Here is a 23,545-nt window from a genome sequence, read left to right as displayed (position 1 = left end):
GAGAAAATATTCATATATTTTTCAAATATTCATTCTAAGATAGTTAAAATCCTTGAAGTGAACAATTATAACAAGTGGAGGAAAAATATGCCTAAAGAAGTTAATCCTGATAAAAATCATAATTTAAAAGATGATACTAAAAACGCTATTAATTCCAAATGGGGAACCGCTATTATCAGTGGCCTAATCGGTGCTGGTTTAGTGGGTGGGGTCTCAGCTTACGCCAACCAAGATAAGGTTTCCGAAAATGAAGTGAAAACCATGGTGGAACGCCAGGTCAATGCCGAAAGCCAAAATAAGAGCGAAAATAAGGGGCAACAAGGGACCCAACAAGCCAGTGTGGAGATTCAATCTGATGTTTCTGCTGTGGTGGATAAGGTCGCAGGCTCGGTGGTTTCTGTGGTGAACTTGGCCCGTCCTAACAACCAAGTTTATGACTTATTTGGCTTTACCCAACCCAGCCGCAATAGTGATGAACTAAAAACCGCCTCAGAAGGTTCGGGTGTCATCTATAAGGTCCATGGCGATAAGGCTTATATCGTTACCAACAACCATGTGATTAAGGGGAGCGATGCCCTGGAGATAATCCTTGCTGACGGGACCCAAGTGCCAGTTGACCTGGTAGGGGCCGACCCTTGGACTGACCTGGCTGTTTTGGCCATGCCAGCTGAGTATGCTAAAACTGTGGCAGAATTTGGGGATTCTTCCCAATTGAAGGTGGGGGAACCAGCCATTGCTATCGGTTCGCCACTAGGATCTGACTTTGCTTCAACGGTAACATCAGGTATTGTATCTGGTTTGAACCGGCAAGTACCGACCGACTTAGATGAAGACGGGCAAAGTGATTGGACCGTGACTGCGATTCAAACAGATGCAGCCATTAACCCAGGTAACTCAGGGGGCGCTTTGGTGAACTCTGCCGGCCAAGTGATTGGGATCAACTCGATGAAGATTTCCACCGCCCAAGTGGAGGGTATGGGCTTCGCCATCCCAAGTAATGACGTAACCACAATTATTAGCCAGTTAGAAAAAGATGGTCATGTAACCCGGCCAGGACTTGGCCTGCGCATGGCTAGTCTCTACCAATTCCCGCTGGAACGGCAAAAACAAATGCTGAAATTGCCTGAAGCGATTGAGGACGGGGTAGTCGTGATGGAGGTCGACCCTAATTCTCCTGCCGACCAAGCAGGCTTGAAGCAGTATGATGTGATTACCCGTTTTGGCGACCATGAAATTAAGGATACCACTCAATTGCGTCAAGCCCTCTATGGTTCAGACCCCCATGGAAAGGTTGAAATTGAATATTATCGCAATGGTAAGAAGCAAACCACTACCGTTCAATTACGGCCTCAAGACCACCATAATGCCTAGTTGACTAAATTTTTTTGGATAATGACAGTAAATTAAGCCTCAGGAAAACTGGGGCTTTTTCTTTGTTCTTGGCCTTGGCTTTATCAACATAATCCCCAAGCCTTATGCACAAGATCAGGGGAAAACTTTGTGAAACTGTGGATAACTTTGTTGAAAAGTGGATAAGTCCCGTCACAAAGGGCTTCTTTCATGTGGGCAATTATGTGTATAAAAAGTGAAAACTTGGGATAGGTCGAAATTTCTGGGTAAAAACCCCTTCATAATAGGCTTTATTATTAACAACTTGTGGATTTGTGGAGTAAATTGTGGATAAGTCCTTGTGAAAAGGGGGAGTTATGCTATGATGAAGGAGAATTTGAAGAAAAGGGTGACTTGAGATGCGGATTACCATTCTCAGCGTGGGAAAATTGAAAGAAAAATATTTGAAACAGGGCATTGCTGAGTATCAAAAACGAATGCAACGCTATGGGAAATTAGAAGTGATTGAGGTTAAGGATGAGCCTACCCCAGACAATGCCAGCGACTTGGAAAACCAGCAAATCATCGAAAAAGAGGGCCAACGCCTACTGGCTAAGATTTCTCCCCAAGCCTATGTCATTGTGCTTGCTATCAAGGGTCAGGACTTAAGTTCGGAAGAATTGGCCCAGCAAATTGATCACTGCCTGACCTATGGCAAGAGCGACATTGTCTTTGTAATTGGCGGATCCTTAGGGACTAGTCCGGCGGTCAACCAAAGGGCCGATCTCTTACTCAGTTTTGGTCGGATGACCCTGCCTCATCAATTGATGCGTTTGGTGCTTAGCGAGCAAATTTACCGGGCCTTTCGCATTATTCACCACGAACCCTATCATAAATAAAAGAGTGTGACAAAAGTCAAAAAGAGCCCTGAACCACTGGAGCGAAAAGTCGAAAGAATTCACGCAGAGAATTCATCGACATTTCGTGAAGTGGACGTCAGGGCTGACTTTTGGAACAGGTTTAAAAAGGATGTGAGGACGCCACTAAAGGCTTGAATTGCTGGAGGAAAATACCATAAGCACAGTAGGTCTGTGTGTTGGTATTTTCTGAAGCAACTTCAAGGCTGGCGTCCAAACTCAACTATAGAGTACAACAAAAGTCAAAAAAGCCACTAGGCTCTGTGGATAAGTTTACTTATCCAGGGCCTAGTGGCTTGGTTTTTACTATAAAATTTTATTGGCCTTGGTTATTTTGGGCATAATTGGTGCCAAAGATTGAATCCCAGATGCCTAAGAGGCTTTGCCAGAGACTGTGGAAGAAATCGGTGATTCCATTTTTATCAGTCTCGTCCATATTATCCCAAGCGGATTTTGCGGAATCCACTAATTGGCCGCTCTTTTCTTTTAAGGTTTGTCCAAAGTTGGAAAGAGCGTTTTTTTGCTCTTCAGTCAGTTCAATTTGGCTAAATTTCGTCATTAAGTCCCGTAATTGTTGAATGTTTTCTTCAGAAAGGACGCCATTAAGATTGTAATTATTGATGACGTTATTAACAATGACTTGGATGGTATTGCCATCGATCGATCCACCATTTTGTTCCTTGGCTTGTTGGATTTGGTTTTTCATATCAGCGATGGCAGCATTCAAGGTTTCGTCAGAATAATTTTCTTTGTTTTGGTTTTCCTTAGTAATGGTTGAAGCGGTTTGTAATTCTTCTTGGGCGACAGAAACTGCTTTGCCATCTAAGGCTTGTCCGCTGTCTTGGAAGGCCTTATAGACACCTGCCAAGGCACCGGAACCGTCCACTTGAACAGCGGAAGCGACTTTAATATCAACATTGGTTGCTCCGGCAGTTAGGGCTGCGTTCTCGTATTGTAAGGGCGTAATGGCGGTAATGGTTTTAGGGGTGACGATTTCTACATTGACCCCACTGTGCTTGGCTGGGGCAATATAAGCGGATGAATAAACTTGGTAGTAGGGGTAATTATCATGTAATAGGCCATTCAACTCATTAATATTCACTTGGACAGCCCGGGCATTGGCATCAACCCCTAAGAGCTTTTGAGTCTCTTGGAATTGACTTTGGTTGAGGGACTCACCGTAAGTAAAAATAGATTCTTTGATAGCTGCCTGGGCACTTGTTTGGGGAATGAAGAGGGTGATGGCCATTAGGCAAGCGAGTACGGCCAAGAGCCCACGTTTCAATTGATTCATTCGAAAAACCTCCTTAATTGTTAATTCTATTATAACATGGCTAAAAAGATAATCTTTTAGCTTTTCCTTAAGGGGAGGCTAAGGATTGTTAAAAAATTACGCAATAACTAAAATTTTATTTTAAGAAATAAATAAGCTTTAAGGAGGTCATAATGCGCTAAAATAGTTCTATCAAAAAATTGTAAAGCGATTGAAGATGAAAGAGGCGATGACAATGAATAAAGAAAAAGCCCATGAATTATTACGCTTATTAGAAAGAGATGCCAGCCTAAGTGACCAAACCTTGGCCGACATGCTTTCCTTAAGCAAAGGTGAAGTCGTAGAGATGAAGACGGTGCTCAAAGACGCTAATATCCTCTCTGGTATCCAAGCCATGGTCAACTGGGATGCAACGGATAATGAGTATGCATCGGCCATGATAGAAATCACAGTGAACTTGCATAAAGGCGTTTCCTACCAACAAGTCGCTGATGTGATTAGTCAGTACGATGAAGTTGAAGCCCTGTATTTAATGAGTGGGGCCTATGACTATCTGGTCTTAACTAAGCGCCTCCCTATGCATAGGATATCAGGTTTTGTTAATAAATTAGCCACCCTAGATCATGTTCAAGGGACTGCCACCCATATTGTCATGCAACGCTATAAGGACCACGGGACCCAATTTAAGGCGAAGACGGATGGTAGAAATCGGTTGGTGATTAGCCAATGAGTCAGTCAATCAGCCATAAAGCGGTCCAACTAGCCCCCTCTGGTATCCGTCGTTTCTTTGAAGTTGCCAATGAAATCCCTGATGTTATTTCTTTAGGGGTGGGGGAACCCGATTTTATGACCCCCATGCCTATCCGACAAGCAGCTATGCAATGTATTCGTGAGGGCAAAACCTACTATACGGCCAATGCCGGTTTGATGGAATTACGTCAGGCCATTAGTCAATACATCGATGTCAAACATGACCTGCATTATGACCCCCGCTCAGAAATCGTGGTGACTGTGGGGGGGAGTGAAGCCATCGATATGGTGTGTCGGGCGATTATTAATCCTGGCGATGAGGTCATTTGTATTGATCCCAGCTACGTTTCTTATGCACCTTCAATTAAGCTAGCTGATGGTGTCGTTGTTCCCGTAACCTTAAGGGCTGATCGAAACTTTATTCTGACTCCGGAAGATTTAGAAGCCGCCATCACTCCTCAAACCAAGGCAATGATTATTAACTTCCCGAACAATCCTACTGGAGCAAGTATGACTAAGGAAGAGCTGGCTGCCTTAGTTCCAGTGATTGAGGCTCATGATCTCTATGTCATTACTGATGAAATTTATTCTGAATTAAATTATAATCAAGAACACTTGGTGTCGATTGCTGCTTTTCCAGGAATGAAAGAGCGAACCATTTATATCAATGGCTTTTCTAAATCCTTTGCCATGACCGGTTGGCGTTTGGGCTACGCTTGTGCTCCTCATGAGATTATGGAACAAATGATAAAAATTCACCAGTTTACCATTATGGCTGCCCCAACCATTTCTCAATATGCAGGGATTGTCGCTCTAAGAGACTGCGATCATGATGTCCAAGTGATGCGGCGGTCTTACCAACAAAGGCGGAACTTTTTGATGGCCCGGTTTAAGGACATGGACCTCCCTTGCTTTGAGCCCCAAGGAGCCTTTTATACTTTTCCGGATATTAGTGAATTTGGTCTCTCCAGTGAAGAATTTGCCTTGAAATTATTAGATGAAGAAAAATTAGCGGTTGTTCCTGGGTCGGCTTTTGGCGAAGGTGGTGAAGGGCATATTCGTATCTCCTATGCCTATTCCTTGAATGAACTAGAAGCAGCGGTCGAAAAACTTAACCATTTTATCCAAAAACTAAGACAAGACTAGTAAAAAAACACTTGCCCCTTTTCGGACAAGTGTTTTTGCTTTCTTAATTAGTAATCGACATTGCTTGGGTAATCGTTAGCAGCATTCCAGAGTAGGTACTCGTAAACACCGTGGTCACGGAGGGCTTGGATTTGCTCTTCGATTTCAACATTGGTGTATTCTTGGTAAGTTCCATTAGCTAAGTAGCTAGCGGTAAAGGCCTGTAACCAAGGACGGGAATGGGCATGGTCGCCATCGATATTTTCTAAGCGGAGGTCTTCGACATCCATATAGTTATCAACGACCCCGTAAGGTTCAAGGTCAGGTGCAGTGAAGCCAAAGTCACCATTACTCCAGTGACTCGGATAAATCATAGAAGAAACCACATCGACGGTATTGGCAATATCGGTAAAGTCTTGACCGATGCCTGGGGCTGCACCAATGGTGGTGACATAACCGAAGATATCAGCTGAGACATCGACACCATAGGGACGGAGCTCTTTTTGAGCATAGGCTAAGAAGTCGGTGATGGCCTGGCAGCGGCCTTCGACACTATCTTTACCATAATGCGCATAATCCCCCATATCGTAAACCAGACTGGTTCCAAAGTTTTCAAAACCTTCTGGGAAGCGGACATAGTCGAATTGGATATCCTTGAAGCCAAGTTCGGCAGCGCCCTTAGCCACGTCGACCACATAGGCCCAAACGTCTTTGTTATAAGGGTTTAGGAAGGTTTGGCCTCCTGCGTCAGACCAAATCTCACCATTGGATTTCTTAAAGGACCAATCCGGGTGGGCTTGGGCAGCATAGGTATCCTTGAAGGTGGTGATGCGGGCAATCGGATAAATTTGCTTCTCTTCAAAGGTTTGCATCATTTCTTGACCATTAAAGGTAATTTCTTCGTTCTTCTTAACTAAGTCATTATCGGTTGGCAACTGGGTAGCGATCGAGCCCCAGTCAGACTTGACATCGATGACTACACTGTTCAAGCCAGTGGAATCAAGTAAGTTAATGTTACGCTCCAAAATACTTGGTGTCCCCATACCGTGGGCAGACAGGTAGATGCCACGAACCCCTTCTTTAGGGTAGGCAATGTTGACTTGACTAGCCTTGTAGAAGCGTTCAGGTTTAACACTAGGTACTCGGAGTAAGGCTTGGTTGCCTTCGTTGATTTGTAATTCTTGGTCACTAACCTCTACTTTTTCTGCCTTAGCGACTTGATTAGTATTATTGGTATGTGAAGACTGGGCTGCTTGATTTTGAAAGCGATCGCGGTTAAAGAAAACAATAATTAAGAGGACGGCTAATAAACACAATAGAGCAGCAGAAATCTGTAACCAACGTCTTCTATGGGGAGGGCGACGATATTCTTGCTTAGACAAAGTCATAACCTCCTTTGTGAGTGTACGGGCCAGCTAGGGCTTGGTCATTGTTTTGCACATCTTGCAAGGCTTGACGGCTCTTTTCTAGCTGACTTTCTAAATTCTTTAATTGGTTTTGCAAATTGACATGTTTTTCATTAAGGGCCGCCATGGTATCCTCAAAGGTGTCGATGGTGGCATCCTTTTCGCCAATTTCTTGGTAATATTGATCTTCTTCTTCTAAGAAGTTTTGATAGTCATTGAGGTATTGTTCCACTTGACTTGCAGTTTCATTGAGAGATTGACGCAAGCTTTCATCTTCCACTTTTTCACTGACTTGTTTTAGGGCAGTGAGCTCCTTGATGGCTTTTTGGGTAGCTTCTTCACGTAGTTTGAGGTTCTTCCCTGTTTGACTATTTTTGTCTCCTAAGCGACTCAATGAAGAGTCCTGGCTGATATCTGTTTCAAAGTGACTTTGCAGTTCAGATTCCTGAGCTTGAATCTGATTCAGTTGGCTAGTAATGGTTTCAATATTTTCTAGGGCCGACTGTTCGGCAGGCTGTTTGCCACAGGCGACCAGAGTAAAGACCATGACTAGCAATAGTCCCAATTTCTTTACCATATTTCTCATCCTTTTCTTATAAATAAAATAAAACTGTTTTCAGTATAACAAAAAAAGAAAGGCTTTCCTACTCATCTTCATTTTCCTTGTTACACCGAGTTTTAGCTCAATTTGCTCTTAGTGAGTGCTTCTTAGTCTTCGTGTAAATTCAAAAAGAAAGCTTAACATTTTGATAACATTGTCCTAGGCTATCGCCCTTGACCGCGCTTTGATTGTATAATAATAGGTAAGTTTAAGGGCTAAAAGAAAGAGGTTAGCATCCATGTCAAGAAAGAAACGTTTATTAGCTTATGCAGCAACGGTGGTTGCCAGTTTAGCGGGCTATGCTTATCATGCCCTTTACCAAGAAGATCGGAGCGTAAAGAGTCGGCTCCTAGAGGACTTCTACCGGCTCAAAGACCGGCTAAAAAACGCTGATGAGGCTGATTACCGCCAATTCCTAGAAGACCAGTTGAAGACTGCTCGGCAGGGAGATTTAAGCTATCCCAAAAAACATGGCATGAACATCTCACTCTCAAGCTATCAAAATGGTAAAGCCTATGTGCTCAGCCCAGAAAACTACCGGCCAGATAAGCTAGTGGTTTATTTCCATGGGGGCCATCGGATTGAAGCAATTTCGCCTAAGGAGTGGCGGTTTTTGGAAAATTTTGCTGAAGACAATCAGCTGCGCCTATTAATTCCCTATATTGAGCCCCTTTCCTACGCTTATTTTGATGAAGAAGTCGACCGTTTAGAGGGCTTACTGGATGAAATTAGTCTGGACTATACCGATGAAGACCTCTACTTGATGGCTTCAGATACTGGGGCATTATTTGCCTTACCCATTGCAAGAGATAGCAGTAGTAACCTCATCCTTGAAGGGCTGATTTTACTTTCACCTTGGGTAACGACGAAACATAGCATCACTAGCAGTCAAGACGAGCAACAAAAAGATTACTTGATGACCTTTTCTGATTACCAAGCCATTGCCAGTCTTTGGCAAGCGAGTGAGGGACGGATTATTGCCCTAGACGCTGACCAGGCAGGGGCCTTACCCAAGGTCCATCTCTTTATGGGTAAGAAAGATGTCCAATATTTAGAAGTCTTAGCCTTTTACCGAAAATTAAAGCAAAAGGGACTGGCGGTCGATTTCTATGCTTTTGATTATTTGACCCATAACTTCCATTTCTTGGCTATTCCTGAGCAGGATGAAGTCATTGATTTAATCGCTAAAGTCGTCTTGCCTTAATACTTTTTTATAGTTATCTATTGGCTTTCTTGTTATAATAGTCAATAAAGATCAGAAAGGAAGATGTAAAAGTGTTTGGATTTCCTTTATTCTACATATTTGATCCTACCATTATCTTGTTAATTATCGGTGCCATTATTGCCGGGATTGCCTCTTGGAATGTCAACCGAACTTTTGATAAATATAGCCGCTATACTAACCGCCGTGGCTTAACTGCTGACCAGGTGGCCCGGATGATGTTGGACCACAACCAAATTGGCCATGTGGGTGTGAGTACGGTGCGGGGGAAATTAACGGACTACTACGATCCCCGTGATAAGAATCTTTATCTCTCGGACCAAGTTTCCCAAGAAAGCTCGATTTCAGCCATTGGTGTTGCTGCCCATGAGTGCGGCCATGCCCTGCAGGATGCTGATAACTACGCCTTTATGCGGATCCGGGAAAAAATCGTTCCCGTGGTTAACTTTGGCTCCAGTCTGTCCATGCCTATCCTCTTACTTGGGGTCCTTTTTGGAATGAATCAAACCCTGATTAATATTGGGATTGCCTTGTTTTCCTTGGCCTTGTTATTTCAATTGGTGACTTTACCGGTTGAATTTGATGCTTCTAGACGGGCCATTCGCTGTCTCGACGAAATGAATATTCTGAGTCAGGAAGAATTACCCTATGCTAAGTCTACTTTAAGAGCAGCTGCCTTGACTTATGTAGCTGGGACAGTCTCTACCTTACTCTCCCTCCTGCGGATTATTATTCTTTTCGGTGGCAACCGGCGTGACTAAGCGGCAAGAAGACATTAGAAAAATGTTCTTTCTAAGAATAATTTGATATTAAAAAAGCGTGACCAATTTTTTTGGCCACGCTTTCTTTTTGAAAACGGTTTAATTAGTAAGCTTTTAAGTAACGTTCAACTTCCCATTGGGTGACTTGGGTTTCATATTCATCGTGCTCAATGGTTTTCGCTGTAATAAAGTTATTGGATAGATGACTACCGAGAGCATCCAGCACCACTTGGTCTTCTTTGAGGAAGTTAACCGCTTCTTTTAAGTTAGAAGGCAGTTGTTCAATATGAGACTCCCGTAACTCTTTTGCAGTCATGTTGTAAATGTTTCGGTCAATGGGTTCAGGAACAGGGAGTTTGTTTTCAATCCCGTCTAAACCGGCATAGATGCAAGCTGCCATAACGAGGTATGGGTTAGCGGAAGGGTCTACTGACCGTAATTCAATCCGAGTCGAATTGCCACGGGCTGCAGGAATTCGAACTAATGGTGACCGGTTTTGGGCAGACCAGGCGATATAGACTGGGGCTTCATAACCAGGAGTTAGACGTTTGTAGGAGTTAACGATTGGGTTCCCCAGAGCAGTGATAGCTTTGGCGTGTTTTAAGATCCCAGCAACAAATAGATGGGCGGTTTCGGAAAGCCCGTCAGCACTGTTTTCATCGTAGAAGGTATTGCCGTTTTCATCAAAGAGGGACATGTTGCAGTGCATCCCTGAACCAGCGATACCGTATACAGGTTTAGGCATGAAGGTGGCATAGAGATTATGCTTGCGGGCGATTGACTTAACAATTAATTTGAAGATTTGGACCTTGTCACAAGCATCCACCACATCAGAATACTTAAAGTCAATTTCATGTTGGCCAGGGGCACATTCATGGTGACTGGCTTCCACTTCAAAGCCCATTTCTTCTAAGGTAAGGACGATATCGCGGCGGCAATTTTCACCGAGGTCAACGGGAGCCAGGTCGAAGTAACCCCCATGGTCATTAACTTCAGTCGTTGGTTCGTCACTCTCATTTAATTTAAAGAGGAAGAATTCTGCTTCTAAACCGAGGTTGAATTCCTTAAAACCATCGTCATTTAGACGTTGGACACAGCGTTTCAGGTTACCGCGGGGGTCACCGATAAAGGGCGTGCCGTCTGTGGAATAAATATCACAGAGCAGTAAGCCGATTTTCTTATTGTCACCAGCGGTCCAAGGGAAGATTAACCAAGTATTTAAATCGGGAATTAAATACATGTCGGATTCCTCGATACGAACAAAACCGTCGATGGAAGAACCGTCAAACATCAGTTTATTATCCAAAACCTTATCTAATTGACTAATCGGCACTTCGACATTTTTTAGGGTGCCGTTGACATCACTAAAGACGAGGCGGAGAAAGTGGACATTTTCTTTTTTGATATCGGAACGGATTTGCTCTTCGCTAATTTGTTTCATCTTTTTATAACTCCAATCTTCTTAACAGCTTAGTTAATCGATTTCTATGTAAGAAAATATAACACATGTAAAATAAGATCACAAGAAAAAATTATTCATAATTTCTAAAGTTTTTCTTATGTCAGAGCCTGCATTCAGCTATAGTATTATTAATAAGTAAAAATAATTAAAAAAGCTAATGCCTTTCCCTGGTATTTTGGTTAAAATAAGAAAAACATGCTTGATAGGATAGCAAGTGATTTACCTTTCTCCTAATACGTTTGGGAGTAATGTTTGATTATTTAACCAAATAAAAAGAAAAGAGTGAGCGTTGAAATGGAATTAGAATCATTAATTAAAGCAGTGGCTTCCAAGGCACCTGCCCCAGGCGGTGGGGCGGTTTCCTGTGTCACTGGTAGTTTTGCGTGTGCCTTGGCAAGTATGGCGGCTAAGGTGACTTTGGACCGGACTGACTTTTCCAAGGATGCCAATACCGCGGCTAACTTATCTGACCTAGCCCATCAAATGGACCGGGACAGCGACAGCTTCTTACATTTTGCCCGCGAAGACGAAAAGGTCTCTGCCCGGCTCTTTGCGGCTTACAAGCAAAAGGCAAGTAGTGAGGATGAAAAACAAGCCCGCAGCGAACAAATCCAAGTGACCTTGATCCAAGCAACGCATTTGCCTCTGCAAGTCATCGCCTTAGTGGTTGATGATTTAGCCCTACTAGAAAACGTCGCTCGCCTCGTTAAGCCAAGCATCTTAGCTGACGTTGAGGTGGCAAGGGACCACTTGTTGACTGCCTTTAAGGGCTCTAACCATAATGTAGAAAACAATTTGGCCTTAATTAAAGACCAGGCTAGCGCCCAATTTTTAGCTAAAAAACAAAGTGCTCTCTTAGATCGGATTGAAAAGCTGGACCAAGCTCTCCTTAAAGCAATTGAAAAACGTAAGGGACAATAAGCTAGCTTGTTTAGCTAAATTTGGAGTTTGAGAGCCACTGCATGTCTAGTAAAGTGTTAATGCTCGGACAAATTGTAAAAAAGAGTTTGCAAATAAAGAAAAAGTAGTGTACTATACTATGTGGAAAATTTGAATACCGAAGTGTTAGGCAGAGGCTCCTGTATAAACATAAGCTATCGCCCAAAAATGTCGAGAGACGCCAATGGGTAAAACAGAGATTGTCGAAATAAGGCTTTCTCCAGGTAGCTAAGAAATTTTTCTTTACGTTATACAGTGCTAAAACTCAGACGAAGCAACTCAATCAACTGAGCTTATTAATAATGGAGTCTCTACTTTCTTGGGTAGGGGCTCTTTTTATTTTGCCAAGGAAAAGATGGAGGTGATGGCTATGGAGGAAGAGCAAGAACAGATAGCGGAAAGTCGACAGCAAGGGAGTTTATTGCTTAAGCTCTTGAGGCCATTACCAGGGTCTCTGATTAAGCTTTAGGCTCCCACAGAAAGGAGCATAACGATGAAAAAATTTGAAAACCAAGGCCGCTACCGGCAATTTGCTGCTTATTCAATAAGCGAACTTTTTAACTACTATAAAATTGATAAAAACGGCCTTAGCGATGATCAAGTCCAAGCCTTGCGAGAAGAATACGGGGAAAATGTGATCGATTATGGGGACAAAGCTTCTTTAATGGAAGAACTTGTCCAAGCCTATCTCACCCCCTTTACCCTAATTTTAATTGGTCTGGCTATCATTTCATTCTTTACTGACTATGTCTTTGCAGCGGCGGATAGTCGCGATTGCATTAGTTCAGTGATTATTCTGGTCCTGGTCTTTATTTCTGGGACCGTATCCTTTATCCAATCCAAGCAATCCAATGATGCGGCAGAACACTTGAAGGAAATGGTTAAAGTGACTGCCAATGTCAAACGCGCGGGCGATTTCAACGAAATCCCTACCGAAGAGATTGTGTGCGGGGACTTGGTTAAATTATCAGCAGGGGACCTTATTCCTGCTGATCTACGGATTATTGAAAGTAAGGACCTTTTTGTTTCTCAAGCGGCCATGACTGGGGAATCCTATCCGGTAGAAAAAATGGCCCAAGCCACTGACCATGCTGAGACTGTGGTTGATGAGGTCAACCTGGCCTTTATGGGCTCGAACGTCATTAGCGGTAGTGCAGTCGGACTAGTGATTGCTGTCGGGGAGGAGACCCTCTTTGGTGATATTGCGAAAACCGTGACCACCGAAGAAGAAGTCACCAACTTTGATATCGGCATAAGTAAAATTTCCACTCTGCTCATGCGCTTTATGGGAGTGATGGTACCGGTAGTCTTTCTGATTAATGGCATTCATATGAAGAATTGGTTGGATGCTTTGATCTTTGCCATTTCGGTTGCGGTCGGCTTGACTCCGGAAATGCTTCCGATGATCGTGACCACTAACCTGGTCAAGGGGTCACAAACCATGGCCAAGGGTGGGACCATTGTTAAGAACTTAAATGCCATTCAAAGCTTTGGCGCCATGGATGTCTTATGTACTGATAAGACGGGAACTCTGACTCAAGATAAAATTGTTCTAGAAATGCATTTGAACTGTGATGGCGATGAAGACAGTGGGGTCCTTCGCCATGCCTACTTGAATTCTTACTACCAAACCGGTTTGAAGAACTTGATGGACGTGGCCATTATTGAAGCCACTCACCGGGAACTAGACCTGGATCCTTCTTACTATCACAAAGTCGATGAAATTCCTTTTGATTTTGAAAGGCGGCGGATGAGTGTCGTCGTGGAAGATAAGGCGGGTAAACGTCAATTGATTACCAAAGGGGCCGTTGAAGAGATGCTTGCCATTTCCACCCTGGTCCTCAAACAAGGTCAAGCCATTCCCTTAACGGATGACCTCCGGCGAGAAATCCGCCAACAAGTCAAAGATCTCAATGAAGACGGTCTAAGGGTCATCGGCATTGCTCAAAAAACCAACCCACCAGCAGTGGATGCTTTTAGCATTGAAGATGAGTCGGATATGCTTTTGATTGGCTACCTAGCCTTCCTTGACCCACCTAAGGAATCCACCCAACCGGCTCTTAAGGCCTTGGCTGACCACCAAGTGGATGTGAAGGTCCTGACGGGTGATAATGAAGAAGTTACCCGGTCGGTGTGTCGTCAAGTAGGAATTCCGGCAGATAGTATCATTAATGGGATCGACCTGGAAGCCATGGACGAGGAAGCCTTAGCCCAAGCGGTGGAAGACTACCAAGTCTTCGTCAAAATTTCTCCTCAACAAAAGGCCCAAATTACTCAAATTCTCCAAGATAACGGCCATGTAGTAGGCTTTATGGGTGACGGGATTAATGACGCCGCTGCCTTAACAACTTCTGATGTGGGCATTTCTGTGGATACTGCAGTCGATATTGCCAAGGAATCCGCTGACATCATCCTTTTAGAAAAGGATTTGATGATTTTGGAAAAAGGGGTCGTTTCCGGTCGGGAAATATTTGGGAATATTATGAAATATATTAATATTACGACTTCATCAAATTTTGGGAATACTTTTTCCATCTTGATGGCTTCCTTATTCTTACCATTCTTACCGATGATGCCGACCCAACTTTTAGTCTTGAACCTGATCTATGACATCGCCTGCATTTCCATTCCTTGGGACCGCATGGATGCCTCCTATTTGAAGAAACCTAAGAACTGGGACGCTTCGCATGTGAAGAATTTTATGATTTACTTTGGCCCAATTTCTTCCATCTTTGATGTGCTTTCCTTTGTGGCGCTTTACCATTGGATTATTCCTCAAGTCCTAAATGGAACTTATTGGTCCTTATCGACGGGACAACAAGCCATCTTTGAAGCCCTCTTCCATTCAGGCTGGTTCGTGGTTTCCTTATGGTCACAAACCCTAGTTCTTCATATGTTAAGGACTGAAAAGCTGCCCTTTATCCAAAGTCGGCCATCCTTTATTTTTACCACGATCACAACTATTGGGATCATCTTTGGTAGCCTATTGCCACGGACCAAGTTAGGCTTCTATCTAGGTCTAGCTCCCTTACCCGGCTCTTTCTGGCTCTTACTGGTCGCTATTGTGATTTCTTACTTGGTCCTAGTGACCTTGGTCAAACATTTCTACGTTAAACACTATGGCAAGTTACTCTAAGTTTACCAGGACTTGGATTTGACAATTAGGGTGAAATTACCTATACTGATGAGGAATATTAAGCAAGACAAGCCCAGTAGTGGTTAACAGTTGACTTGATAGCGAGCTAGTGGTTGGTGGAAACTAGTACCTGTTAATGATGAATTACACTTGTTAGAGGAATTGCTAGGTGGCGCTACCTTATCGCGCGAGAGTGGCTTTTTTAAGCAACTTGGGTGGTACCACGGTAACAATCGTCCCTGTCTGTCTGGCAGGGACTTTTTTTATTGCTTAATAAGAGAATTGACAGAACTTTAAACAGACCAAAATTAGACAAGAAGGAGTAGTTCCATGAATATTATTGATGAATTAGAATGGCGTGGCGCAATTAACCAGCAAACCGATGAAGCAGGTTTAAAAGACTATGTTGAAAACCATTCGATCAGCCTCTATTGTGGGGTTGACCCTACTGGGGATTCCTTGCATATTGGCCATTTGATCCCTTTTATCATGTTAAAGCGTTTCCAATTACAAGGGCATCGTCCGGTGATCTTAATTGGAGGAGCGACTGGTTCGATTGGTGATCCTTCTGGTCGGAGTGAAGAACGGCAACTACAATCCATGGAGGCTGTTAATGAAAATGCTCGTAAGCTGACTGCTCAAATGGAAAAACTCTTCCTCAAGGATCCTAACGCTCAATTCCGCCTAGTCAATAACTATGCTTGGACCAAGGACTTGTCCTTATTAGACTTTCTGCGTGACTATGGGAAATTATTCAATATCAATACCATGTTGGCTAAGGATGTGGTGGCGTCGCGTCTCGAACACGGGATTTCCTTTACTGAATTTACCTATCAAATCCTTCAATCCATGGACTTTTTACACTTATACCGGGAAGAAGATGTCCGTTTACAAATTGGTGGAGCCGACCAATGGGGCAATATTACCAGCGGTTTAGACTTAATTCGTAAGGTGGAAGGCCCTGAAGCCAAGGCCTTCGGTTTAACCATCCCCCTCATGTTGAAGGCAGATGGCACGAAATTTGGTAAAACCGCTGGTGGGGCCGTTTGGTTAGATCCTGAAAAAACTTCCCCTTACGAGTTCTACCAATTTTGGGTTAACCAAGATGATGCTGATGTGGTTAAATACTTGAAATACTTCACCTTCCTGTCAAAAGAAGAGATCGATGAATTAGCCGAAAAAGTTGCCACTGAACCCCATAAACGGGAAGCTCAAAAGACTTTAGCCAAGGAAATGACCCTCTTTGTTCATGGTGAGGAAGGCTTAGCCGATGCTCTAACCATCACAGAAGCCCTCTTTTCAGGAGACATTAAGAATCTCAGTGCCAAGCAAATTGAACAGGGCTTTAATAATATGCCTGGAGCTCAAGTCCCTAGAGAGACTGCTAACTTAGCAGTATGGCTAGTGGATAACGGGGTAGAGAGCTCCCGCCGCCAATCCCGTGAAGACATTAAAAATGGGGCCATCTATATTAATGGCGAGCGGATCCAAGACATTGATTATGAGATTTCACCTGCTGATGCTATTGAAGATAAATACATTGTCGTGCGTCGGGGCAAGAAGAAATATTTCTTAATGACTTTTGTTGATTAAAAAGGCCCTATACAAAAAACTTGCTCTTACTAGCATAAACTATCCGTTCTAAAGGCGACCCGCTTTATGCTATACTGATTTAGAAATAATTAAAGGAGGCACTCATTCGTGACTAATACTAAAGAACCTTTTTATGTAACCACCCCGATTTACTATCCTAGTGGCCAACTACATATTGGTAATTCCTACTCAACCATTGCTGCTGATACCATTGCTCGTTATAAACGCCTAATGGGCCATGAAGTCTTCTTCCTTACTGGGGCTGACGAACATGGTTTGAAGATCCAACAAAAGGCTGAAGAAGAAGGGATTTCTCCCAAAGCCTATGTCGACCGGATGGCTGAGGGCATGCAAAAGTTGTGGAAGAGCTTAGATATCTCTAATGATAAATTTATCCGCACGACCGATGACTACCATGTCAAAGCCGTCCAAGATATTTTTGAACAACTCTTAGACCAAGGCGACATTTACCTGGGAGAATATGAGGGTTGGTATTCGGTTTCTGATGAAGAATACTTTACCGAAACCCAATTAGCGGAAGTCTACCGTGATGATGATGGCAAGGTCATTGGTGGTAAGGCGCCTTCCGGCCACGAGGTTGAACTGGTTAAAGAGGAGTCCTACTTCTTTAAGATGTCTAAGTATGCTGACCGCCTCTTACAATACTATGAAGACCATCCTGACTTCATCCAACCCGAATCCCGTAAGAAGGAAATGATTAATAACTTCATTAAACCTGGCTTGGAAGACTTAGCTGTGACCCGGACTTCTTTCTCTTGGGGGATTCCGGTCCGTTCTAATCCTAAACACGTGATTTATGTCTGGATCGATGCCCTGGCCAACTATATCACCGCCTTAGGCTATGATTCAGAGGATGACTCCCGCTACCAAAAATTCTGGCCTGCCAATGTCCATTTAGTGGGTAAGGAAATTGTTCGTTTCCATACCATCTATTGGCCAATTATGTTAATGGCTCTTGACCTGCCCCTACCAAAACAAGTCTTTGGTCACGGCTGGTTATTGATGCAAGACGGCAAGATGTCTAAGTCTAAGGGGAATGTGGTCTATCCTGAAATGCTGATTGACCGTTACGGACTCGATGCCTTACGCTACTACTTGATGCGGGAAGTGCAATTTGGTTCGGATGGGGTATTTACTCCTGACAATTTTGTCAACCGGATCAATTTTGACTTGGCCAATGACTTGGGGAACTTATTGAACCGGACCATTTCCATGTTGAATAAGTACCAAGAGGGACGCGCTGGTGCTTATCCTGGCCAAGTGACTGACTATGATGCTGACTTGGAAACGGTTATCGAAGACAATGTCAGAGCCTACTTTGATAATATGGATAACTTCCACTTCTCCTTAGCCCTAGATAATACCTGGAAGATTATTTCACGGGCCAATAAGTATATTGACGAAACCATGCCTTGGGTCTTGGCTAAAGATGACAGTAAGCAAGCGGAATTACAATCCGTTCTTTATCACTTAGTTGATGCGCTGCGGATTATTGCTATTCTGATCCAACCAGTCATGACCCAAACCCCAAAGTTGATCTTTGAACAATTGGGGATTTCTGATAGTGACCATTCCTTCGCTTCCTTAGAAATTGGTCTCTACCCAGCAGTTGCCCAAGTGATTGCTAAAGGAGAGCCCATCTTCCCACGTTTAGATAAGGAAGAAGAGGTTGACTATATTCGTTCACAAATGTCTACTCCAGCAGCTGATGATGAAGACTGGGATCCTGAGGAAACCGAATTAGTTAACGCTAAGGATAAGACCATTAAATTCGATAAATTTGATGATGTTGAACTCAAGGTGGCTGAAATCAAAGACTGTGACTTTGTTGAAGGTGCCGACAAGCTCTTGAAATTCCGCCTAGATGCCGGAGACCAACAAGACCGGCAAATCCTATCTGGGATCCGTGAGTTTTACCCAGAACCTAAAGACCTCATTGGTAAGAAGGTCATTATTGTAGCTAATTTAAAAGCCCGTAAAATGAAAGGGGAAATCTCCCAAGGCATGATTCTTTCTGCAGAAGATGGCGACGATTTGCACGTAATTTTTGTTGATGAATCCTTGCCAAATGGGAGCCTCTTGGGCTAATGAAGAGGAAGAGACTGTGACCAGACCACAGTCTCTTTTCCATGAAATCTAACAGAACTCTGGATAAAGAATCGCTTGAGGAGCTTCTTATCCAGGATCTTAATTGACAAGAGAGGAGTCTAATCATGCTCTTTGATACACATACCCACTTTAATACGGCTGACTTTGACGAGGACCGAGACCAAGCCATTGAACGTGCCCGCCAGGCGGGAGTTTCAGGCATGGGGATTGTTGGTTTTGACCAAGATAGTATTGAACGGGGCTTACCCTTAGTGGCCAAACACCCGGATATGGTCGGTATTTATGGCTGGCATCCTACTGAAGCAGGCAAATATAATCAAGACATTGAGAACTTACTCCTAACTGCCCTAGATACTGATAAGGCAGTTGGGGTAGGGGAGATGGGGCTTGACTTCTACTGGGATGAAGACCCCTTGGAAGTTCAAGAACAAGTTTTCCGCCGTCAAATTGCCATTGCTAGAGAAGGCCACTTGCCAGTGATTATCCATAATCGGGATGCTTCAGAGGATGTCTACCGGATTCTTAAAGATGAAAAAATTTGGGAAATTGGTGGGATTATGCATACCTTTGGAGAAAGTCGAGAAGATGCCAAACGCTTCTTAGATTTAGGCATGCACCTGTCCTTTTCTGGAGTGATGACCTTCAAGAAAACTAAGGAAGTCCGCTATGTGGCAGCAAACTGTCCCAAAGACCGTCTCTTGATTGAAACCGACTCTCCTTACCTGACCCCAGAACCCAAGCGGGGACAGCGGAATGAGTCCGCCAATATCTCCTTTGTTAACAATCGTTTGGCTGATCTTAGACAAACTAGCTATGAAGCTATGGCTAAGATTACCTATGACAATGCTTGTCGCTTATTTGGGATTGAATGGACGGAAGCTGGTTGGAAGAAAGTCAAATGAAAAAACGCTTAAAAGAGGTTATTGTTGTTGAAGGCAGGGATGATAGCCAACGTTTAAAACAGTTCTACCATGTGAAAACTATCGAAACCAATGGCTCAGCCATCAACCAAGAAACCATGGACAAGATTAAGCAGGCCCAGGACTTATATGGGGTCATTGTCTTTACTGACCCGGATGTTTCTGGGGAAAAAATCCGTCGCACCATCATGCGGGATGTTCCCGAGGTCCAACATGCCTTTTTGGAAAGGCAGGATGCTAAGCCCAAGCACAAGGGCAGCTTGGGAGTGGAACACGCCTCTTTTGCGGCTATCGACCAGGCCTTGAGTGCCGTCTATACGGTAACCACTAGTGATGAAAGTCAACCGCCCTTTACTGCAGCTGAACTGATGGCACTGGGTCTCTTAGGAGGAGATGATGCAGCGGCTAGACGAGACTACCTGACCAAACGTTTGAAAATCGGCCATAGTAATGGCAAGCAATTAGCCAAACGCTTAGCCCTATTTCAAATTTCTCCAGCAGCCGTTTTGAAAGTCGTCGCAGAATATAATCAAAAAAGAGAAGAAGGAGAACAGCTATGACTAAATCCTGGATTGCTACCCCTAGCCGGACCAATGCCATTTTGAACCGTTACCAGCTCGATGCCAAAAAGAGTTTGGGACAAAACTTCCTCATGGAACCTCAAATCCTGGGAAAAATGGTGGACGCAGCGGACATTGACCAAGACACTGATGTCATTGAAATTGGTCCGGGAATTGGCGCCCTAACGGAATTTCTCTGTGAAAGTGCGGGCCGGGTCTTAGCTTTTGAAGTTGATGACCGACTCTTACCGGTCTTAGAAGCAGAACTGGGCCACTATGATAATTTAACCGTCCTCCACCAAGATATTCTGGAGGCTGATTTAAAGGATAGCGTGTCCCAGTATTTTCCTGATTCCAAACGCCTAGCGGTGGTGGCTAATCTTCCTTACTATATCACCACCCCGATTATCTTTCACTTCTTGGAAAGTGACTTAGAGGTCTCTGACTTTGCCCTTATGATGCAGTATGAGGTTGCCGAACGTCTGACGGCTCAGGCGGGAACCAAGGCCTATAGTGCCTTAACCATTGTCTTAGACTATTACTGCCAGAGTGAAATAGCTGTCAAAGTGCCAAAGACCGTCTTTAAACCCCGGCCCAAGGTTGATTCCGCTGTCCTTCACCTGAAAAGACGACAAGTTCCTCCTGTCCAACCACAAAATGAGGCCTTGTTCTTTAAGCTTGTCAAGGGAGCCTTTGCTCACCGGCGCAAGACCTTGTGGAATAATTTAAAAACGCTCTTTGCTGGGCAATTTCAAGAGCCAGCTGATTTACAAACAGCCATTGAAGCCGCGGGAATTGATCCTAAGGTCCGCGCTGAGCAATTGACCATTGAAGACTTCTCCCGTTTAAGTGATGCTTTGAATGAGGCTGGTTTTAAATAAATGCTAAAACATAATCCTGCCCCTTGTCGAAAGGAAAAGGATTGTGTTTTTTTATTATATTGAGCAGAAAGTTATCGTTTTAACACTAGCCAAGATGAGCTTCCTTTATTGCTAGGGCTATGATAAAATGTATCACAATTAAAACTGAAAAGTTATAGACTAAGAAAAGAGATGGTCATTTGCCCAAAGTATTAGAAGTTAGCCACTTAAACAAGGTTTTCCATAATAAAAAGGAAAGCTTCCAGGCCGTCAAAGATGTGTCTTTGACCATTGAGGAAGGCGAGATTCTCTCCATTATTGGCCCTAATGGGGCAGGAAAGACGACCCTCTTATCCATGTTGGGTGGCTATTTATTACCCAGTTCAGGATCGATTCTTGTCAAAGGGGTTGATGTCTTGGCCAATCCCCACCATGGTTTGATTGGGGTCTCCTTTGGCGGGGACTTGGGCCTTTATGATAAGGTCTCAGCCCAAGATAACCTGTCTTTCTTTGCTGATTTGGCTGATATTCCCTCAAGGGATCGGAAAAAAGAGGTCGACCGGGTACTCGCTATCGTTAAGCTGACCGATCAAAAAAATAAGACGGTGGAACACTATTCCAAGGGGATGAAGCAACGCCTCCATATCGCTCGGGCCTTGCTAGGTCAACCTGCCTTACTTTTACTCGATGAACCCACCAATGGGATCGATGTGGAAATTTCCCAAGAAATCCACCAGACTATTAGGGACTTAGCCAGTCAAGAAGGCTTAGCGGTCTTATTGACCAGCCATATGATGGGTGAAGTGGAAAGCTTAGCTAAACGCATTATTCTCTTAGGTCGAGGGGAGATTCAGTACCAGGGCAGTGTCAAAGACATTGTTAAGTTATCGGGAGTGGAACATATTGACCGACCCGCTACCTTGGAAGAATCCTATCTGGCCTTAGCGCCGCGATTGAGGTGATGATATGGGTCGCTTTTTACGTCTGTATGGTTTTCACTTAAAAGTCTATATGAAAAATTCTTATTTCTTCTGGCTGCCTATTACTAGCACCCTGACTTTCTTCTGCTTGCAGTATATTGCCCTCTATGCTTCTGGGAGCTCTAGTGACCCGGACTTGTGGCTGAGGAGTGGGGTTTTTGGTCTCTGGACTTCGGCAACTACAGCAACAGGTTCGATTGGCTACCAACGCCACCTGGGAACCCTACCTTATTTAATTAACACCCAAGCTGGGGCTACCTATTCCTTGTTATCTTTATTACTGCCAGCGGCCTCCTTTGGCTTACTGAGTTTTCCCTTGGCTTATCTTTTAGCCCTTGTTTTTAATACGGGCCTACAAGCTTTTAGCCTGGCCATGGCCGTTCAGGTACTGATGCTCTTTTTAGGCGCTGTGGTGATGGATTTATTCATTGCTGGCTTTTTTGTCTTAACCCCTAATGCAATTATTTATGAAGAATTACTTCATTTACCCGTCATGCTGCTTTCTGGCTTACTGGGGACCTTTGCTCTGGCCAGTCATTGGATCAGCTGGGCTCAGTGGCTGATTCCGATTATTTATCCGATCAAGTCCTTTTAGGGCGGGGGGACCACTTATCCATAGTGGCTTATGGCTTTTCTTTATTCTTATGGTTGGTTCTGGCAGTTACTTTAGGCGCTTATCTCTTAAGGTCAGCTCGTAAGCAAGGTTTAGGGAGGCGATTTTAATGCGGATTCAAATGAAATCCTTACCTTTTTTACAGAATAAGAAATTGATCCTTATCCATTTTCTGATCCTACCCATTATTCAGATCCTAGTTATTCTGCTTCTCAACCAACAGTATGCTAAGGCGCTTAATCCCCAAGTGGCCATGGCCTCAGTTTATTTATCGGCCAATAGTTTCTGCTTGTCGACCATGGCCTATCTCTTAGTGGTGGATTATTTAAGCCAAATTTTTCGGGAAGTCCTGGTCCATAAGCCCTGGTCTTTAAGCTATTGGGGGATAAAGCTTGCTACTAGTCTCTTTTTAAGTCTAATCATGTTTTTAATTAACGGCGACCTCTTATTGATGATTGGCGTGGACAGCTTATATTTTTGGCGCTGCTTAGCCGCTTTACCGCTTTCCTTATTATTTAGTGCAGGATTAGGGATCGCCGGTTATTTATTAAGCGTCCACCGCGATAATATCTATCTCTTTACCAACCTCTTTACCGCCATCCTACCGCTTATGGCTGGTGTGGTTGCCCCTATTTCTGCCTACCCACCTCTCTTTAAGGAGGCTAGCTATGTCTTCCCTTATGGTCAAGTGGTTGAGGGGATTTACCAGGGGGAGACCACTGCTTTATTAGTTTTAGTGTACATCGTTATCATTTTTGCTTTTAATTACTTCTGCTTAAAGGGGCTAAAAAAAACAGCTTATGGCAGGTTAGGAATATGATGAAGTCGCCCTCCAAGTGATTGGACCTTAGCTGGTGTTTTGGGGAGAAAATCGTCCTTATAAATCCTTTTAGAAAATGCTTTAGAGGCCTTGACAATGAAGCTTTTATTGTGCTATTGTAAAAAGATTGACTTTGTGTTATAATTGG

Annotated in this window: 19 protein-coding genes, 1 pseudogene and 1 riboswitch; of the genes and pseudogenes, 16 read left to right on the top strand and 4 right to left on the bottom strand. The window is 43.7% G+C overall.

Annotated elements, in window-relative coordinates:
- The first annotated feature begins 87 nt into the window (after window positions 1-87).
- Both JFU01_RS03345 and rlmH read left to right on the top strand, forming a co-directional pair.
- A complete protein-coding gene (locus JFU01_RS03345) occupies window positions 88-1,371 on the top strand; it encodes a S1C family serine protease (protein ID WP_195855922.1) in 1,284 nt (427 codons plus the stop codon).
- 377 nt (window positions 1,372-1,748) lie between these two features.
- Entirely contained in the window at window positions 1,749-2,228 is a 480-nt protein-coding gene (rlmH, locus tag JFU01_RS03340; protein ID WP_111851908.1) for a 23S rRNA (pseudouridine(1915)-N(3))-methyltransferase RlmH, read from the top strand.
- Between the two features lie 334 nt (window positions 2,229-2,562).
- On the opposite strand, the gene JFU01_RS03335 is transcribed toward rlmH, so the two are convergent.
- On the bottom strand, window positions 2,563-3,540 hold the full coding sequence (locus JFU01_RS03335) for a DUF1002 domain-containing protein (RefSeq protein WP_195855923.1): 978 nt from the start codon (window positions 3,538-3,540) through the stop codon (window positions 2,563-2,565).
- 214 nt (window positions 3,541-3,754) lie between these two features.
- Here JFU01_RS03335 and JFU01_RS03330 point away from each other — a divergent pair, with 214 nt between their 5' ends.
- Both JFU01_RS03330 and JFU01_RS03325 read left to right on the top strand, forming a co-directional pair.
- Window positions 3,755-4,249: an Lrp/AsnC family transcriptional regulator gene (locus tag JFU01_RS03330; protein WP_195855924.1), complete on the top strand. Its 495-nt coding sequence runs from the start codon at window positions 3,755-3,757 to the stop codon at window positions 4,247-4,249.
- Window positions 4,246-5,415: a pyridoxal phosphate-dependent aminotransferase gene (locus JFU01_RS03325; protein WP_195855925.1), complete on the top strand. Its 1,170-nt coding sequence runs from the start codon at window positions 4,246-4,248 to the stop codon at window positions 5,413-5,415. The genes JFU01_RS03330 and JFU01_RS03325 overlap by 4 nt, the downstream gene beginning before the upstream one ends.
- 47 nt (window positions 5,416-5,462) lie before the next feature.
- Here JFU01_RS03325 and JFU01_RS03320 read toward each other — a convergent pair whose 3' ends face one another.
- Both JFU01_RS03320 and JFU01_RS03315 read right to left on the bottom strand, forming a co-directional pair.
- Window positions 5,463-6,782 (bottom strand): putative glycoside hydrolase, encoded by a 1,320-nt coding sequence (locus JFU01_RS03320; RefSeq protein WP_230081956.1) that lies wholly within the window; start codon window positions 6,780-6,782, stop codon window positions 5,463-5,465.
- A complete protein-coding gene (locus JFU01_RS03315) occupies window positions 6,769-7,377 on the bottom strand; it encodes a YkyA family protein (protein WP_111821428.1) in 609 nt (202 codons plus the stop codon). Before JFU01_RS03315 ends, JFU01_RS03320 begins: the two co-directional genes overlap by 14 nt.
- Window positions 7,378-7,639: 262 nt before the next feature.
- Here JFU01_RS03315 and JFU01_RS03310 point away from each other — a divergent pair, with 262 nt between their 5' ends.
- Together JFU01_RS03310 and JFU01_RS03305 are read left to right on the top strand one after the other, a co-directional pair.
- Window positions 7,640-8,605 carry an alpha/beta hydrolase fold domain-containing protein gene (locus JFU01_RS03310; protein ID WP_195855926.1) on the top strand — a complete coding sequence of 322 codons (966 nt, stop codon included), beginning with the start codon at window positions 7,640-7,642 and terminating at the stop codon, window positions 8,603-8,605.
- Between the two features lie 71 nt (window positions 8,606-8,676).
- Window positions 8,677-9,384: a zinc metallopeptidase gene (locus JFU01_RS03305; protein WP_195855927.1), complete on the top strand. Its 708-nt coding sequence runs from the start codon at window positions 8,677-8,679 to the stop codon at window positions 9,382-9,384.
- Between the two features lie 103 nt (window positions 9,385-9,487).
- Here JFU01_RS03305 and glnA read toward each other — a convergent pair whose 3' ends face one another.
- On the bottom strand, window positions 9,488-10,825 hold the full coding sequence (glnA, locus tag JFU01_RS03300; protein WP_195855928.1) for a type I glutamate--ammonia ligase: 1,338 nt from the start codon (window positions 10,823-10,825) through the stop codon (window positions 9,488-9,490).
- Window positions 10,826-11,140: 315 nt separating this feature from the next.
- On the opposite strand from glnA, the gene JFU01_RS03295 reads away from it, so the two are divergent.
- From JFU01_RS03295 to JFU01_RS03250, 10 genes and pseudogenes are all read left to right on the top strand, one after another.
- Window positions 11,141-11,767 carry a cyclodeaminase/cyclohydrolase family protein gene (locus JFU01_RS03295; RefSeq protein WP_195855929.1) on the top strand — a complete coding sequence of 209 codons (627 nt, stop codon included), beginning with the start codon at window positions 11,141-11,143 and terminating at the stop codon, window positions 11,765-11,767.
- Between the two features lie 133 nt (window positions 11,768-11,900).
- A riboswitch (M-box (ykoK) riboswitch) is annotated at window positions 11,901-12,069 on the top strand.
- Window positions 12,070-12,278: 209 nt separating this feature from the next.
- Window positions 12,279-14,921 (top strand): magnesium-translocating P-type ATPase, encoded by a 2,643-nt coding sequence (mgtA, locus tag JFU01_RS03290; protein WP_195855930.1) that lies wholly within the window; start codon window positions 12,279-12,281, stop codon window positions 14,919-14,921.
- 330 nt (window positions 14,922-15,251) lie between these two features.
- Window positions 15,252-16,514: a tyrosine--tRNA ligase gene (tyrS, locus tag JFU01_RS03285; RefSeq protein WP_195855931.1), complete on the top strand. Its 1,263-nt coding sequence runs from the start codon at window positions 15,252-15,254 to the stop codon at window positions 16,512-16,514.
- Window positions 16,515-16,622: 108 nt separating this feature from the next.
- Window positions 16,623-18,623: a methionine--tRNA ligase gene (gene metG, locus JFU01_RS03280; protein WP_195855932.1), complete on the top strand. Its 2,001-nt coding sequence runs from the start codon at window positions 16,623-16,625 to the stop codon at window positions 18,621-18,623.
- Between the two features lie 125 nt (window positions 18,624-18,748).
- Window positions 18,749-19,546 (top strand): TatD family hydrolase, encoded by a 798-nt coding sequence (locus tag JFU01_RS03275; protein WP_195855933.1) that lies wholly within the window; start codon window positions 18,749-18,751, stop codon window positions 19,544-19,546.
- The gene (gene rnmV / locus JFU01_RS03270) at window positions 19,543-20,124 is read left to right on the top strand and encodes a ribonuclease M5 (protein WP_195855934.1); all 582 of its coding nucleotides are present in this window, start codon (window positions 19,543-19,545) and stop codon (window positions 20,122-20,124) included. The genes JFU01_RS03275 and rnmV overlap by 4 nt, the downstream gene beginning before the upstream one ends.
- Entirely contained in the window at window positions 20,121-21,005 is an 885-nt protein-coding gene (gene rsmA / locus JFU01_RS03265; RefSeq protein ID WP_195855935.1) for a 16S rRNA (adenine(1518)-N(6)/adenine(1519)-N(6))-dimethyltransferase RsmA, read from the top strand. Before rnmV ends, rsmA begins: the two co-directional genes overlap by 4 nt.
- A 260-nt stretch (window positions 21,006-21,265) precedes the next feature.
- Window positions 21,266-21,946 (top strand): annotated as a pseudogene (locus tag JFU01_RS03260) (ABC transporter ATP-binding protein); the annotation flags it as partial.
- A 4-nt stretch (window positions 21,947-21,950) separates the two neighbouring features.
- Complete coding sequence (locus JFU01_RS03255) at window positions 21,951-22,559, top strand: multidrug ABC transporter permease (RefSeq protein ID WP_195855937.1); 609 nt, start codon at window positions 21,951-21,953, stop codon at window positions 22,557-22,559.
- Window positions 22,560-22,686: 127 nt separating this feature from the next.
- A complete protein-coding gene (locus tag JFU01_RS03250; RefSeq protein ID WP_195855938.1) occupies window positions 22,687-23,397 on the top strand; it encodes an ABC transporter permease in 711 nt (236 codons plus the stop codon).
- Window positions 23,398-23,545: the final 148 nt, after the last annotated feature.

Source organism: Aerococcus sp. Group 2 (assembly GCF_905125285.1).
GTDB lineage: Bacteria > Bacillota > Bacilli > Lactobacillales > Aerococcaceae > Aerococcus > Aerococcus urinae_E.
Note: the sequence above shows the minus strand (reverse complement) of the source record. Positions and strands in the feature narration are given on the sequence as shown.

What these genes read in the sequence shown, in the direction of transcription:
- rlmH (WP_111851908.1), top strand. Translation starts at nt 1,749, where the DNA reads ATGCGGATTACCATTCTCAGCGTGGGAAAATTGAAAGAAAAATATTTG.
- JFU01_RS03320 (WP_230081956.1), bottom strand. Translation starts at nt 6,782, where the DNA reads ATGACTTTGTCTAAGCAAGAATATCGTCGCCCTCCCCATAGAAGACGT.
- rnmV (WP_195855934.1), top strand. Translation starts at nt 19,543, where the DNA reads ATGAAAAAACGCTTAAAAGAGGTTATTGTTGTTGAAGGCAGGGATGAT.
- JFU01_RS03310 (WP_195855926.1), top strand. Translation starts at nt 7,640, where the DNA reads ATGTCAAGAAAGAAACGTTTATTAGCTTATGCAGCAACGGTGGTTGCC.
- rsmA (WP_195855935.1), top strand. Translation starts at nt 20,121, where the DNA reads ATGACTAAATCCTGGATTGCTACCCCTAGCCGGACCAATGCCATTTTG.
- JFU01_RS03325 (WP_195855925.1), top strand. Translation starts at nt 4,246, where the DNA reads ATGAGTCAGTCAATCAGCCATAAAGCGGTCCAACTAGCCCCCTCTGGT.
- JFU01_RS03295 (WP_195855929.1), top strand. Translation starts at nt 11,141, where the DNA reads ATGGAATTAGAATCATTAATTAAAGCAGTGGCTTCCAAGGCACCTGCC.
- JFU01_RS03315 (WP_111821428.1), bottom strand. Translation starts at nt 7,377, where the DNA reads ATGGTAAAGAAATTGGGACTATTGCTAGTCATGGTCTTTACTCTGGTC.
- JFU01_RS03250 (WP_195855938.1), top strand. Translation starts at nt 22,687, where the DNA reads ATGCGGATTCAAATGAAATCCTTACCTTTTTTACAGAATAAGAAATTG.
- JFU01_RS03330 (WP_195855924.1), top strand. Translation starts at nt 3,755, where the DNA reads ATGAATAAAGAAAAAGCCCATGAATTATTACGCTTATTAGAAAGAGAT.
- JFU01_RS03255 (WP_195855937.1), top strand. Translation starts at nt 21,951, where the DNA reads ATGGGTCGCTTTTTACGTCTGTATGGTTTTCACTTAAAAGTCTATATG.
- mgtA (WP_195855930.1), top strand. Translation starts at nt 12,279, where the DNA reads ATGAAAAAATTTGAAAACCAAGGCCGCTACCGGCAATTTGCTGCTTAT.
- JFU01_RS03345 (WP_195855922.1), top strand. Translation starts at nt 88, where the DNA reads ATGCCTAAAGAAGTTAATCCTGATAAAAATCATAATTTAAAAGATGAT.
- tyrS (WP_195855931.1), top strand. Translation starts at nt 15,252, where the DNA reads ATGAATATTATTGATGAATTAGAATGGCGTGGCGCAATTAACCAGCAA.
- JFU01_RS03275 (WP_195855933.1), top strand. Translation starts at nt 18,749, where the DNA reads ATGCTCTTTGATACACATACCCACTTTAATACGGCTGACTTTGACGAG.
- glnA (WP_195855928.1), bottom strand. Translation starts at nt 10,825, where the DNA reads ATGAAACAAATTAGCGAAGAGCAAATCCGTTCCGATATCAAAAAAGAA.
- JFU01_RS03335 (WP_195855923.1), bottom strand. Translation starts at nt 3,540, where the DNA reads ATGAATCAATTGAAACGTGGGCTCTTGGCCGTACTCGCTTGCCTAATG.